The 13,753-nt window shown below is 63.0% G+C and carries 14 protein-coding genes; 12 read left to right on the forward strand and 2 right to left on the reverse strand.

Annotation, left to right across the window (positions count from 1 at the left end; genetic code table 11):
• Positions 1 to 160: 160 nt before the first annotated feature.
• Complete coding sequence (locus AUP74_RS04790; protein ID WP_069948715.1) at positions 161 to 1,192, reverse strand: hypothetical protein; 1,032 nt, start codon at positions 1,190 to 1,192, stop codon at positions 161 to 163.
• A 78-nt stretch (positions 1,193 to 1,270) separates the two neighbouring features.
• Between AUP74_RS04790 and AUP74_RS04795 the strand changes: the two genes are divergently transcribed.
• From AUP74_RS04795 to AUP74_RS04810, 4 genes are read left to right on the forward strand one after another with little or no spacing between them, the layout of a single operon-like run.
• Complete coding sequence (locus AUP74_RS04795) at positions 1,271 to 1,930, forward strand: phosphoribosyltransferase (RefSeq protein WP_069946572.1); 660 nt, start codon at positions 1,271 to 1,273, stop codon at positions 1,928 to 1,930.
• Positions 1,923 to 2,585 (forward strand): dienelactone hydrolase family protein, encoded by a 663-nt coding sequence (locus AUP74_RS04800; RefSeq protein WP_069946573.1) that lies wholly within the window; start codon positions 1,923 to 1,925, stop codon positions 2,583 to 2,585. Before AUP74_RS04795 ends, AUP74_RS04800 begins: the two co-directional genes overlap by 8 nt.
• Position 2,586: 1 nt before the next feature.
• Complete coding sequence (locus tag AUP74_RS04805; RefSeq protein WP_069946574.1) at positions 2,587 to 3,561, forward strand: ribose-phosphate diphosphokinase; 975 nt, start codon at positions 2,587 to 2,589, stop codon at positions 3,559 to 3,561.
• Between the two features lies 1 nt (position 3,562).
• A complete protein-coding gene (locus tag AUP74_RS04810; RefSeq protein WP_069946575.1) occupies positions 3,563 to 5,377 on the forward strand; it encodes an adenosylcobalamin-dependent ribonucleoside-diphosphate reductase in 1,815 nt (604 codons plus the stop codon).
• 537 nt (positions 5,378 to 5,914) lie between these two features.
• Here the strand turns inward: AUP74_RS04810 and yihA are convergent.
• A complete protein-coding gene (yihA, locus tag AUP74_RS04815; RefSeq protein ID WP_069946576.1) occupies positions 5,915 to 6,544 on the reverse strand; it encodes a ribosome biogenesis GTP-binding protein YihA/YsxC in 630 nt (209 codons plus the stop codon).
• A gap of 145 nt (positions 6,545 to 6,689) precedes the next feature.
• Here yihA and AUP74_RS04820 point away from each other — a divergent pair, with 145 nt between their 5' ends.
• The 8 genes from AUP74_RS04820 (at position 6,690) to AUP74_RS04855 (ending at position 13,712) form a co-directional block, all read left to right on the forward strand.
• The gene (locus AUP74_RS04820; protein WP_069946577.1) at positions 6,690 to 7,343 is read left to right on the forward strand and encodes a c-type cytochrome; all 654 of its coding nucleotides are present in this window, start codon (positions 6,690 to 6,692) and stop codon (positions 7,341 to 7,343) included.
• A 150-nt stretch (positions 7,344 to 7,493) separates the two neighbouring features.
• Complete coding sequence (locus tag AUP74_RS04825; RefSeq protein WP_069946578.1) at positions 7,494 to 8,180, forward strand: thiol:disulfide interchange protein DsbA/DsbL; 687 nt, start codon at positions 7,494 to 7,496, stop codon at positions 8,178 to 8,180.
• A 96-nt stretch (positions 8,181 to 8,276) separates the two neighbouring features.
• Positions 8,277 to 9,488 (forward strand): c-type cytochrome, encoded by a 1,212-nt coding sequence (locus AUP74_RS04830; RefSeq protein WP_069946579.1) that lies wholly within the window; start codon positions 8,277 to 8,279, stop codon positions 9,486 to 9,488.
• 272 nt (positions 9,489 to 9,760) lie between these two features.
• Positions 9,761 to 10,246, forward strand: coding sequence for a hypothetical protein (locus AUP74_RS04835; RefSeq protein WP_069946580.1), 486 nt, complete (start codon positions 9,761 to 9,763; stop codon positions 10,244 to 10,246).
• Between the two features lie 84 nt (positions 10,247 to 10,330).
• Positions 10,331 to 11,056: a hypothetical protein gene (locus AUP74_RS04840; protein ID WP_145924319.1), complete on the forward strand. Its 726-nt coding sequence runs from the start codon at positions 10,331 to 10,333 to the stop codon at positions 11,054 to 11,056.
• Between the two features lie 50 nt (positions 11,057 to 11,106).
• Positions 11,107 to 11,517, forward strand: coding sequence for an ACT domain-containing protein (locus AUP74_RS04845; RefSeq protein ID WP_069946582.1), 411 nt, complete (start codon positions 11,107 to 11,109; stop codon positions 11,515 to 11,517).
• 24 nt (positions 11,518 to 11,541) lie between these two features.
• Complete coding sequence (locus AUP74_RS04850) at positions 11,542 to 12,279, forward strand: hypothetical protein (protein WP_083260821.1); 738 nt, start codon at positions 11,542 to 11,544, stop codon at positions 12,277 to 12,279.
• Between the two features lie 86 nt (positions 12,280 to 12,365).
• Entirely contained in the window at positions 12,366 to 13,712 is a 1,347-nt protein-coding gene (locus AUP74_RS04855; protein ID WP_069946583.1) for an SLC13 family permease, read from the forward strand.
• The last annotated feature ends 41 nt before the right edge of the window (positions 13,713 to 13,753 follow it).

Genomic DNA, 13,753 nt, shown 5'->3' on the forward strand with positions numbered 1-13,753 from the left:
ACAAATCCCGGGGGAACTGTGGCGGAAAGGGGGTCTCTAAGAATGCAAGATCGTTGGAATGCGTCATCATCCCCCAAGGAAGTCAGATGTTAGCCCCGGAGCTCCCCCAAGTCCGGGGTTTTTTTTGTCTGCCATTTGCTGACAGTGTCAGTTGGCCGTCTCAGAGCCTGCCGGCAACTTCCCGTGCGGCAGCCAGATAGCGCTCGGTTTTCTGGCGCCACTTGTCCGGCTCGGCAATATCGCCGTCCAGCAGGTGGGCGCCGGCCAGCTGTCCGCGCAGCAGCGCCCGGTAGGCGCGGTAGAAAAATGTCAGCTGCTCCGGCGGTTGGTCCGCGCATTCTTCGGTGTAGGTGGCCCGCACGAATTCCGCCAGATCCGGCCGCCCCAGCATTTCGCACTCCAGCGCCAGATAACCCACTTCATCCACCGGATCCACGCAGCGCAAATCGCGGTCGAACTCCAGGCAGTCGATGATCTGCGGTGGTGTGGTCAGGAAGCAGTGCTCCGGACGCAGGTCGCCGTGCCCCTCGAGAATACGGCCCTCCTCGGCGCGCCGGGTAAACATAGTCGCCTGGCTATCGATGAACTGCAGCAGGCCGGATGCCAGTGGATTGATCAGGCGCGGATCCAGCGCCAGGGCCGGCAGCAGTAACTGGCGCCACAGCGCGCCAATCTGGCGGCGGAAATGGGCGAGGTACTGTTCACCGGTTATCCGCACCGGTTCGCTGCGGCGGTAGAAATCGCACAGGCGGCGGAGCAGGGGTAGCAGTTCATCGGCCTGCACCGAGTCCACGCGCCGCACGAGACAGTCGTCATCGGGCAGGCGCCGCATCTTTACCAGCCACTCCACAGCCAGCCCTTCGTCTCCCCCCAGCACCAGCGCACCGCCCGCGACCATACGCAGTGGGACGACTGCCAGGTAAACATCGTCGGTGAGACGCCGATTCAGCCGTAGTTCCTCGCTGCAGACGCCGTAGCGCTTGTCGAGGCTGCTGAAATCCAGGTAGCTGCTGCGTACCGGCTTCTTCATCTTGTAGGCGTGGTCCTCAGTGAGGAATACCCGGGCCATATGGGTTTCTACCAGCGTCACCTGCCTGGTGGTTCCGCCATAACTTGCAGGGTCGAGCAGGAACCGGGTCTTTTCTTCCAGGTCCGGGCGATTCGGCGGTGTCGGGCTCAGGGTGACAGTCATGGTGCGGTTTCCGGGCATTTCCGTTTGCTAGTCTAGTTTTATCCTTAACAAAGCAACGCCGCGGGGTTTTCCGCTGTGATGGAGCCCTTCACTGACCGCACCGAGGCTGGCCGACGCCTGGCGCAGACGCTCACGGACCTGGCCGGTCGCGATGACGTTCTTCTGCTGGCCCTGCCGCGCGGCGGCGTACCGGTGGGCCTGGAGTTGGCCCGCGCGCTGCGCGTACCCCTGGATCTATTGCTGGTGCGCAAACTGGGTGTGCCGGGTCACGAGGAGCTGGCCATGGGCGCCGTTACCGCCAATGCCCGGGTCCTCAATGACAGCGTCCTGGCGAGCCTTGGCATCAGCGAGGCCGCGTTGGATGAGGTGACCCGTACTGAGCGGCAGGAGCTCGAGCGCCGTTCGCGGCGCTACCGAGGCGACAGGTCTGTGCCGAAGCTCACGGGCAAGACGGTGGTGCTGGTGGACGACGGTATCGCCACCGGCGCCACCATGGAGGCAGCGGCGCGGGCAGTCAGGGAAGAAAACCCCGCAGAATTGATACTCGCGGTACCGGTTGCGCCACCGGATGCCCTGCATCGTTTCGCTCCCCTGGTGGATCGCATCGAATGCCTGATGAGCCCCCAGTCCTTCTGGGCCATCGGTGCCTGGTATCGGGATTTTTCCCAGCTGACGGATGAGCAGGTACTCGAGCAGATGCGCGAGGCCGAGCGGATTGCGGGGACCGGTGATGAATAGCGAAACCCCCAATGACGAGCGCGAAGTCATCATCGATGCGGAGGGGGAGCCCCTCGGTGGCTTCCTGACCCTGCCTCCCGGCAGCCATACGCTGGTGCTCTTCGCTCATGGCAGCGGCAGCAGCCGCTTCAGTCCCCGCAACCGGGCGGTGGCCGCGGAGCTGAACCGCGCGGGCTTTGGCACGCTTCTCTTCGATCTGCTGACGGCCGATGAAAACCGCATCGATGAGCAGACGCGGGAATACCGCTTCGATATCCCTCTGCTGGCCAAACGTCTCACCGGCGCACTGGACTGGGCGCACCTGCAACCGGACCTGGCCCAGCGTCACTATGGCCTGTTCGGCTCCAGTACCGGTGCCGCCGCCGCACTGATCGCCGCGGCCCTGCGACCAACGCTGGTGCGCGCCGTGGTCTCCCGGGGTGGGCGCCCGGATCTGGCCGGCCAGGCACTGCCGCGGGTGCAGGCGCCGACGCTGCTGGTGGTCGGCAGTGAGGATCACCAGGTCATCGAGCTGAATCGGGAAGCGGCCGCTGCCATGGGGCAGCCGCCACAACTGGAACTGGTGCCGGGGGCAACGCACCTGTTCGAGGAACCGGGAACCCTGGACCAGGTGGTGCGCCTGGCCATCGACTGGTTTGATACCCACCTCAGCTGATATGTCCACCGAGAAGCTGCGAGTGTTCAGCCTCGAAGCCGGCGCAGCGCTGGCGGATGCCGTGGCGGCCGAACTGGGTATCGCGCGCGCCCGGCACGAAGAGCGTGACTTTACCGATGGGGAACACAAATTGCGTCCCCTGGACGACGTCGAGGGCGCCGATGTTTACCTGCTTCAGTCCCTCTATGGTGACAACCACAGCAGTGTCGATGACAAGCTGATCCGGCTGCTGTTCTTTATCGCCACCCTGAAGGACGTCGGGGCCCGCCGGGTGACGGCGGTCGTGCCGTACCTTTGCTACGGGCGCAAGGACCGCCGCACGAAACTTCGCGACCCGCTGTCGAATCGTTACCTGGCCAGCCTGTTCGAAGCCATGGGCACCGATGCCGCGGTAACACTGGATGCTCACAACCAGGCCGCTTTCGAGAATGCCTTCCGCTGTCGCAGTCTGCACCTGCAGGCCATGCCGCTGTTCGTCGACTACGCCGCGCAGGCGCTGAAAGGGGAGGAGCGCCCCCTGGTCGTGGCCTCCCCCGACGTGGGCGGGGTCAAGCGGGCCGAGGCACTGCGATCCGCCCTCGGCGAAAAACTCGGACGGCAAATCGGCCGCGCGTTTGTCGAGAAATATCGCAGCGAGGGCCAACTCAGCGGTGGGACCTTGGTGGGGGATGTGCGGGATGCCGCGGTGCTGATCGTCGATGACCTTATCTCCGGTGGCGGTACCATCGAGCGGGCGACAGCGGCGCTGCACAATGCCGGTGCCGCCAGGATTCTGGTGGCAGCCAGCCACGGCCAGTTCAGCGACGGGGCCCGCGAAAAGCTCGGCGGCTTGCCGCTGGACGCAGTGGTCGTCACAGACTCGCTGCCACAACCCACCACCTCGGGGCCGATCTCCATACTCACTTGCGCCCCGCTGCTGGCCGAGGCCATTCGTCGCCTGCACGGTGGCGGTCCCGCCTGCGAGCTGAGCCTCTGAGATGGACCCGATCCAGGCAGAAATCTCCCGCTACGTCTGGGAGACCAAGTACCGCTGGTGCAATGGACCCGGCCCGCCGGAACAGTCGCTCGAAGACAGCTGGCGCCGGGTGGCCAACGCGCTGGCCGGGGTCGAGAAAACGGACCGGACTCTCTGGGCCGAGCGTTTTTACCGCAACCTCACCGGCTTCTGCTTTCTGCCCGGCGGCAGGATTCTTGCCGGTGCGGGCACAGAGCGCCGGGTCACGCTGTTTAACTGCTTTGTGATGGGCACTATCGCCGATGATATGGCGGCGATCTTCGACCGGCTGAAGGAAAGCGCGCTCACCATGCAGGCAGGTGGTGGTATCGGCTGCGACTTCTCGACCCTGCGCCCGGCGGGCTGTATCGCGAGGGACTCGGCCACCATTGCCTCGGGGCCGGTGTCATTTATGCGTATCTGGGACAGCATGTGCGCCACCTTGCTGTCCACGGGAAGTCGTCGCGGCGCCATGATGGCCACTCTCCGCTGCGATCACCCGGATATCGAAGCCTTTGTGGCTGCCAAGCGCGATTCGACGGCGCTGCGTCACTTCAACCTCTCCGTATTGGTGAGCGATGCTTTTATGGCGGCAGTCAGCGCGGACGCCGACTGGCCGCTGGTGTTTCCCGACCGCGCGCTGGCTCCGGAATCCGGTCGCGAGTTGCTGGAGTGTCACTGGAGCGGTGCCGTTAGCGGGGAGTCTTGCCGGGTGTTCCGGCGGGTAAGCGCCCGGGAGCTGTGGACGCAGATCATGCGCGCCACTTATGACTGCGCGGAGCCCGGGGTGCTGTTCGTGGACAACATTAACCGCTTTAACAACCTCGCCTACCGGGAGCGCATTTCCGCTACCAACCCCTGCGGGGAGATACCATTGCCGCCCTTCGGCGCTTGCAACCTGGGCTCGGTCAACCTGCTGCACTTCGTCCGCGCCCCGCTGACCGCGCAGGCGGCGCTGGATTGGCAGGGCATTGCCGATTGTGCGGCCCTGGGGGTGCGGATGCTGGACAATGTAATCGATCTGTCCCGCTATCCGCTGCCGGAACTGGAGCGCCAGGCGAAAGGCAGTCGCCGGCTCGGCCTGGGCATCACCGGCCTCGCAGACGCGCTGATTGCGCTCGGGCTCCACTACGACAGCGACGGGGCGCGCCGGCTGGCGACCAGGGTGATGACGCTGCTGCGGGATACCGCCTACCGTACCTCCATTGACCTGGCCAGTGAGAAGGGCAGCTTCCCCCAGCTGGAAACGGGGCCTTTTCTGGCGGGAGACTATGCGCAAACACTGCCCGACGAGATCCGCCGGGCAATCGCTGCCCGCGGGTTGCGCAACAGCCACCTGCTGGCCATTGCGCCCACAGGCACCATCAGTCTGCTTGCCAACGGGGTTTCGAGCGGGGTGGAGCCGGTGTTTGATTTCCATCACCGGCGACGGGTGGTGACCACAGACGGGGGGTGGCGAACTTTCCAGATCGAGGATCCGGTGCACCGGCTCTGGCGAGAGCGGCACAAGGGGAGTGAGACGGCGGTCCCGATGCCAGACTCGTTCGTCTCCGCGACCCAGATTCCGCCCCGCGGGCACCTCCTGATGGAGGCTGCGTTGCAGCCGCTGGTGGATAACGCCATTTCCAAGACGGTGAATGTGCCGGAGGATCTGCCATTCGCGGCTTTCGAAGGTCTCTACCGGGAGGCCCACACGCTCGGGCTGAAGGGCTGTACCACGTTCCGGCCCAACCCGGTGACGGCTGCGGTGCTGACACCGACCTCCGGTTGTTGTGATCTGGACCGGGAAGGGGAGTGAGTTGGGGGAGTGTTTACGCTTCTTTACTCAGCCCCGGGAACCCGGGCGGCATTTGCCTCTCTAATCGTACAGATCGTTATGGATACAGTGTGAAACTCCCAAGATTTGACGCTCTAGACCCCACCCCTGAGAAAGTCAGTTCCCCTCGCCCCGATACTCCCCAACATCGGGGCTTTTTTTGTGCGTCGTTGCCTGGCAGAGCATTGTTCGATTGATAGACAGGGACAATGTCGTCAATTGGGAAATATGTACCATTACTGGCCCTTGAAATGGGATATGATGCCTCTAGATCTCGGTACTGAGATCCGACGTGTGTGCGAAAAGATTTTGTGGGGAGAATCCCCCTTCGAGCTTAATCTTGCCCACAGCTGGAGAGAAAAGTGATCCGATCGTCGACAACGAGCGAATCACTGCAGCGAGAACCCACAGGCGTGCCCGTCCCCCTGGGCGCGTCTGGCTAGGTACCCATCCCCAAGGGTACCGACCCCTGGCCGGCAGCCCCCATCTGCCGGCTTTTTTTTGCCTGCCCGTCGGGCCTCAGTCGGCCTTCAGCTCCAGCCACTGGTTCAGCCTCCGCTCAAGCTTGTCCAGCCCGGCGCGCTTGGTGGAGGAAAATGTCTGGACTGTCACCCCGGTATCCAGCCCCTGCTCCCGCAGGGCCTTCTCCACTGCGAAGCGGGCGTTCTGGGCGGGCCCGTTCTTCAGTTTGTCCGCCTTGGTCAGCAGGATGTGGACCGGCAGGCCCGCCTGCACTGCCCAGGTCAGCATGTGCAGGTCGAACTCCTTCAGTGGCTGACGGATGTCCATCAGCAGTACCAGGCCCCTGAGGCACTGGCGCTGCTCCAGGTAAAAGGCCAGGTGACGCTGCCACTCGTCTTTCATGGAGCGGGCAACCTTGGCGTAGCCATACCCGGGCAGATCCACCAGCCGCTGGTCGTCACTGATGCTGAAGAAGTTGATCAGCTGGGTGCGCCCCGGTGTTTTTGAGGTGCGTGCCAGCTTGTTGTTTCCAGTGAGGGCGTTGATGGCGCTGGACTTGCCGGCGTTGGAGCGGCCGGCAAATGCGACCTCTGCGCCACTGTCCTCGGGACACTCCGCCAGTGTCGGTGCGCTGGTTAAAAATTGAACGGTGCGAAAATTGATGGGCTCTGGGCGCTGTTCTGACATGGTTTGTCCGTCTGATTCGGTACACTCGGTTGGCGCGCAAGTATATAATGCCGCGGTTTACGCGTCGCAGGGGGTTCTCTTGAGCGGCGCAGTGATCCGGCTGCCGGATCAAAATGCATTAATTCAGCGCGCTATGGGACGACGTATGAACAGCATTGTAAAGAATACCGCTCTGGCCATCGGCCTGGCTTTCGCCGCCACTTCCACCCTGGCGGCCGAAGGGGACCCGAACGCGGGCAAGGCCAAGGCCGCCCAGTGTGCCGCCTGTCACGGTGTCGACGGTAACAGTATCGCTCCGGCTTTCCCGAAAATTGCCGGGCAGGGTGAAAATTACCTCTTCAAGCAGCTGATGGATGTGAAGACCGGCGAGCGCGAGATTCCGCAGATGATCGGCCAGCTGGATAACTTCAACGAGCAGGACCTGCGCGACATCGCCGCTTACTTTGCCTCTCAGCAGATGCAGGTGGCGGGTGCCCAGCCGGTATCCGTGATGCTGAACAGTGGCGAGAACGTCGATGGCCTGATCCTGGGCCGCGACCTGTTCCGCGCTGGCAACCCTGCAACTGGCGTACCCGCTTGTATGGGCTGTCACTCCCCGACTGGCCTTGGCAATGCGCCGGCAGGCTATCCGCGTCTGGGTGGCCAGTATGCCGATTACATCGAGACCCAGCTGAAGGCGTTCCGTGCCGGTACCCGCGCTAACGACGGTGAAACCCGTGTCATGCGTTCGGTTGCCAAGCAGCTGTCCGATGCCGAGATCACGGCCCTGTCCCAGTACATTGCCGGCCTGACTGACTGATCTGGCGCAACAAAACCCCCGAAAGGCCGGTCTCGCACCGGCCTTTTTGCTTTTTGGCGGCCACTTCTTGCGCTGCTGCCGGGGAACTTCAATAATCGGCGCTGTCTATTTGAATAGCTTTTGCGCAGAAGAAAAACGTTGGAGAAGACTATGAGAGCGGTTGTCGCCCCCATCACCATGCTGCTGACCCTGTTGTTCAGCATTACTGCCTGTGCCCAGGAGAGCGGCCAGTTCAAGGCCGGCCAGCACTATCAGGTGCTGCCTCAAGCTGTGCCCCAGAGGGATGACAGCAAGATCGAGGTGACCGAACTGTTCTGGTATGGCTGCGGCCACTGCTACCACTTTGAGCCACTGCTCAACAGCTGGAAGAGCGACATTCCCGAAGATGTCACCCTGCGCAAATTGCCGGCCATCTGGCAGCCGGTGATGGAAGTCCACGCCCGTATGTTCTATGTGGCTGACGCCATGGGCGTACTGGATACCATGCACGCGCCGATCTTCAATGCCATCGCCCAGCAGCGCAAGATGTTCGCCGAGCGCGACGGCCGCGACTGGAACCCGGACAACGCCGCCATCGCAGCGCTGTTCAACAAGCACGGTGCCAACGGCGAGAAGGCGGTGAAACTGATGAATTCCTTCGCGGTCAACAGCAAGGTGAAGCAGGGCATGGCCAACCAGCGTGCCTACCAGCTGTCCGGCACGCCGGAAGTCGTGGTGGCGGGCAAGTACCGTATCAGCACCTCCCTGCCGGGCCTGAAGGGCAAGAGCAACGGCCAGGAGCTGATGCTGCAAGTGGCGGACTACCTGATTGAGAAGGAGCGCGCCGAGCGCGGCTGATCCGCTGCGAGATCGCAATTCCTGAACCCCGCTTAAAGCGGGGTTTTTTGTGCCCGCCTGCTACGCTGTTTCCGAGCCATTCAACCGTGATCCCCTATGGGCCTTCTGCACAAAACCGGCCTTTGCTGCTCTCTCATCGTGACCCTGTCAGTGGTTTTCACCTGGCCCGCCGTCGTGCGCGGGGAATCCGAGACAGTGGCTGCACAGGCACTCAACCTGTTGTCGTCCTTTGCCGCTGACTATGCCGATGCGGTGCAGGAGGAGCAGGTGATCGATGAGCGCCTTTACCACCAGCAGAGCCGCCAGCTCGAGCGAGTACAGAAGTTAGTGCGGGAGCTGCCGGACCGCCCGGGGCGGGCTTCCCTGGAGCGCACCCTGGATGCATTACAGCGTGACTTCACCGCTCGCGGAAATGCCGAGCAGGTGCAGCGCCGCGCCAACACGGCGGCGGACCGGCTGGCGGCGCTCTACCAACTGCAGCGCTCGCCCATCCACCCGCTGCCGGCAGCGGAAGAGGGTGCCCCGTTGTATCGCCAGCACTGTGCCCGCTGCCATGGCCTGCGGGGAGGAGGCACGGAAGGTGGCCCAGCTCTGACCAGCCCCGAACGGGCCGCCCAGTTCAGCCTGTTCGATTTCTACAATCTGCTGGATCCCAGTGCCGATACGCTGCACGGATCGCAACTGGGGGCCGATCTCAACAGCTGGCAGCGATGGGCTCTGGCGGTGGCCGTTGCGGGTTTTCCGGTTGCGGACCAGCTGCCACCACCGGCGGACCTGGCACAGCGCTACCCGGCGCTGGTGGCCCTGCCCGGCATGGCGGTCACCCGTCCCGGCGCTTTACCCGAAGAGGCCGCCGCAGCCTTTCTATGGTGGCGCGGCCATCCGGACGCCGTGCGCGCGCTGGAACATCCCCTGGTCCGGGCTGGCGGTCTGCTGCAGCTGGCCGAGACCGCACATCGGGCAGGGGACACGACCGGAGCCTATTACAAGGCGGTGCTGGCCTACCGGCAGGGGTACCTGCCACTGCGGAGCCAGCTGGAAAAACGCGATCCTGCACTGGCGGCCCAGATCCAGGGGCAGTGGCGGGAGCTGCGTGAAGCCCTGAGTGGCGACAGCAGCAACGCCGGCGTCCTGGCGGCCTCGCAGCGTTTACGGGCGAGTCTGGCGCAGGCACGAAACCGGCTGGAGCCGTCTACTGAACGGCCCGCCTATGTGTTGTGGGCGGCGGTTCTGTTCGCGCTGGCCGCTGTCACCGGTCTCCTCTGGTGGCGGCTGCTGCGTCGTCGACAGGGTCGTCAATCGCGCTAATTGGCACCATTTCGTTGCAGCTGCCTCTATTTCTCTGCTGATCAAGTTCTTTTCTATCACGTTAAGCATGCTGTCTGTTGGCGTCGGAATGCGGTTTTTTGAGGCATCCTCTGCCAGGGACGGTTTTAACGTCTAGCCTTTAAATCAATAGGGAACCGAAAACGCGCGCACGCGATTTTCTTTCCGGTGCTGGCCCCAGGGCTGGCTCCGGCCGGGACAACCGGTGGTCCAGCCGGGCCGCCAATCGCAACCAGCCAAAGGTAGAGTCGCGCATGAAGTACCTGCGATATCCTTCCTTCTCCCGCCTTCTCCTTTCATTGCTCCAGGCCTACGCACTCGTGCTACTGGTGTTTTTTCTGGTGCCTTTTGCCGTCGCCGCCGAGCCCGACCAGAAAGCCTGGGCCGGCAACTGGCTGGTGGTAGGGGAATCCGACCAGCAACTTGTATGGCAACTCAATGCGGATGGCTCCGGTTTTGCCTATGGCTTTCAGCCCGATGGGCGCCTATCCCACGGATTTGCGATCAATTGGCAGCTGGACGGCGACCGGGTGCACGTACGCACCGGCGCATCGGTGCGCTGCAACGGTGGTGTTGTCGCCGTGGCTTTTTCCGGATGGAGTGCCGCGACCCTAGACTTCGCGATAGTGGATGGGCGTCACTGGTTGCAGCGCAACGGCGGCCTTCTGGCCTTCCAGCGCCGGCTGAGCGGCTGGGAGACCCCGCGCGCCGGCACTGAATGCCCAAATCTGGCCAGTTAACGCAACTGGCAACTGCGAGAGCCGCCCCGACCGGGGGCGGCATCAGGGAACTCAGGGACGAGGAGAGCGAACTGGAGAGACGCTGTGGCTCAGCGACGCTTGTTTCTGACACTCCTCATTGTTTTTACGGCCCTGCAGGTGACGGCACTGGGTGCCAGTGAACGGTCTTCCAATGTCGAAGGGCAGGAGGACGGCCTGTCCGCAGAGGAGACTCCCGGCTGGGGGTGGGAGGCGGAATCGCGCCTCGAAGCCCAGCAGTGGGTTGGGGATTGGTTGATTTCCCGGGACGGCGAGGCACGCCATGTCTGGAGCCTCAGTGCAGATGGCACGGGGCGATCCTATGCCTTTCTCGAAAACAGTGATGGCGAAATGCGATTCGCTTATGGCTACGACATCCACTGGTACTACGACCCATTTACCCAGATGGCCAATATCAAGACCGAGCGGAGGATCGTCTGCCGCAGCGGCCGGCTTTACCCCTACTTCCTTACCCTGAAGTCTTACGAAAGCGATTACGCGGTGCGAGGCAAGTTTGCCTGGCAGACCACCTGGACCGAGGCCAGTATTGGCGAAAACTACCTGCATAAATCGCTGGTGGTCTTCGTCGCCCCCCTGTCTGGATGGCACAATCCCTCCAAAGATGCGCCCTGTCCGGAATTTCCGAGTCTGGCACTGGAGCGCGATATCGACGCCGCCCTCGATCGTTGGGACCAAGAGGCGCGGGCGGAAGCCGGTGGTGTCGACGGCCTCGACGTCGATACCACACCAGCTCCCGGAGAGCCGGAATTCGATGGCGAGTCCTTTGAATAGCGCAGACGCTGTCATGTGCTGGTAAACCTTGATCGCTAGGGCAGATAGATATGAACGCGGAAGTCCGACTCGACACCCTGCTGCAAACCCTCGATCCACAGCTGGAGGAGGGCAGCTTCGTATTCTGTGGACTCGACGATGGTCGGGCCGCGCAGCTATGGTCGCACTGCTTGTGTCTGTTCCGGGAAACAGAGGGCTGGAGCGCTGTGATTGATCATGGCCTTGCCCAGCGTGAAGGCCTCGATTGCAGCGTCGGTTTCCGCCAGATCACGCTGCAGGTCTATTCCAGCCTCGAAGCTGTGGGGCTCACCGCGGCCGTTTCCAGAGAACTCGCTGCCGCCGGCATCAGTGCCAATGTGGTGGCGGCACTGCACCACGATCACGTATTCGTGCCAGAAGCACGGGCCGAGGAGGCCCTTCAGCTCCTGCGCGGATTGCGGAACCGGGCCCAGTACAGCTGAGTGCCCGGTTGATGCTGCGCTCCCATGCAGATCGACTATCCCCTCCCTCAGCCCCACGGTGAAATTCGCCGGCTGTTGCCGGACCTTTTCTATGTGCCGGGTACCCAGCGGTTGGGGCCTGCACTGACCGTCAACCGCAACATGGCTGTACTCCGCTTCGACGACGAGCTGGTGCTGGTCAATCCGGTGCGGCTGCGGCCGGCTCAGGAAGAGAAGCTGGAAGATCTGGGTCAGATCCGCCACGCGGTGCGCCTGGGTTACTACCATGGCTGCGATGACCTTTACTACCGGGACCGCTACAACCTCACTTTCTGGCGGCAGCTGGACTCCGATCTGTATCCGGCGCCGGCTGCAGACGCACCGATACGTGAGGCCGGCGAGTGCCCCGCTCCCGGTGGAAAATTTTTTGAGTTCACCCACAGCTCCCATCCCGAAGCGGCGCTCTGGGTGCCGATCAGTGGTGGCCTGCTGCTCACCTGTGATGCCCTGCAGTACTGGCAGTCCTGGCGGGGCTGCACCTGGCTGGGTCGCAACTTGATGCGCCTGGCTGGATTCCGGCGGGGTATGCAGGTGGCCCCCACCTGGCGAATGCGCATGACGCCCCGCGGCTGCGATCCGGGTCAGTGGCTTGGAGAAGATTTCGAACGCCTGCTGGAGCTGCCCTTTGTCCACCTCCTCGGTGGCCACGGTAATTTCTGCCCGGATACCGCCCACGAAAAAGTGGAACTGGCGGTGCAGAAAAGTTTTCCGGGCCTGCACTGAACTGCGTCCTCGACAGTAATTTTCATCGCTGAGAACCGTCACTGAATTTGCTATCGTTGCGCCGATAAAAATAACCGGAGCGCGCTGTGCAGAACCTCTCACTGCCGATCAGGCTTGCTGTCATTCTCCTGTGGGTCGTTTTTGCGTTTTTTCTCGCGGCACTCCTCGCAGCGGGCGCTGAGCAAAAGCTCGGCCTGTTTATTCTGATTGCCGCGGCCGGGCTATGGATGAGCGAAATTGTGCCGTTGCCAGTCACGGCCCTGCTGGTGCCGGCCGCCGCCTACTTTTCCGGTTTGATGCCAGCGGCCGAGGCACTCGCGCCTTTCTCGAGCACCATTATTTTCCTGTTCATGGGTGGATTTACCCTGGCGGCGGTATTGCAGGCTCACGGTATCGACCGGCGGCTCGCTGGAGCGGTATTGCGGCTGGGCGGCGGCCGTCTGTGGCCAACCCTGATCGGTTTCCTGGCAACCGTCTCCTTCCTGTCCATGTGGATCAGCAACACGGCGACGACGGCAATGATGCTCCCAATCGCCTTGTCGATGGTCGACCGCGACAATCCCCGCACCCGTGCTTTTGCGGTACTGGGCACCGCCTATGCGGCAAATATTGGCGGTCTCGCCACCATCGTCGGCAGCCCTCCCAATGCCATCGCTGCGCGGGCCCTGGGAGCAGATTTCGTCAGCTGGCTACAGGTTGGCCTGCCGGTGACACTGACCATGTTCCCGCTGGTGCTCGCCGTCCTGTGGCTGGTGATGCGACCGGATCGGGAGCGCGCTGAAATCACGCCGCCGGAAGTGGGCAAGCGCGAATGGGATGTCGGCGCCCTTGGCGCACTTGCGCTGTTTGTCCTCGCCGTTTGCGCATGGACATTTTCGACCCTGCTCACCCGCTGGCTGGGGCTCGGCGGCAGCTTTGATGCGGTGGTCGGGCTGACCATCACGGCGCTGGCACCACTGGTGGGGCTGGTCTCATGGCCGCAGCTGCAGAGCCAGATCAACTGGGGCATCCTGCTGCTGTTCGGGGGTGGCCTGTGCCTATCGGCGATCCTGCAGCAAACCGGGACCTCGGTCTGGCTGGCCCAGTCGCTCCTTGGGGGCCTCGGTGATGCACCGGGGTGGCTACTGATCATGGCCTGCATCGCGTTGATGATTTTTCTCACCGAACTGGCTTCGAACACAGGCAGCGCCGCAATCCTGGTGCCCGTCATTTACGCCCTGGCGCAACAACTGAATCCGGCGATTACCTACGCGCTGGTCTTCGGTGTGGGTATCGCGGCCACCTGCGCGTTTATGCTGCCGGTGGCCACGCCACCCAACGCCCTCGCCTATGGCACCGGTGTGGTCCTGCAGGGGCAGATGCTGCGCGCGGGTCTGTTGCTGAACGTGATCGCCATACCCTTGATTTGGATCATGGTAAGCTTGCTCGCCTGATGTCAGCCGGGTCTGGCTGGCGCGGGGTAAGCAAGACAGAA

It is taken from the genome of Microbulbifer aggregans, from assembly GCF_001750105.1.
GTDB classification, from domain to species: domain Bacteria; phylum Pseudomonadota; class Gammaproteobacteria; order Pseudomonadales; family Cellvibrionaceae; genus Microbulbifer; species Microbulbifer aggregans.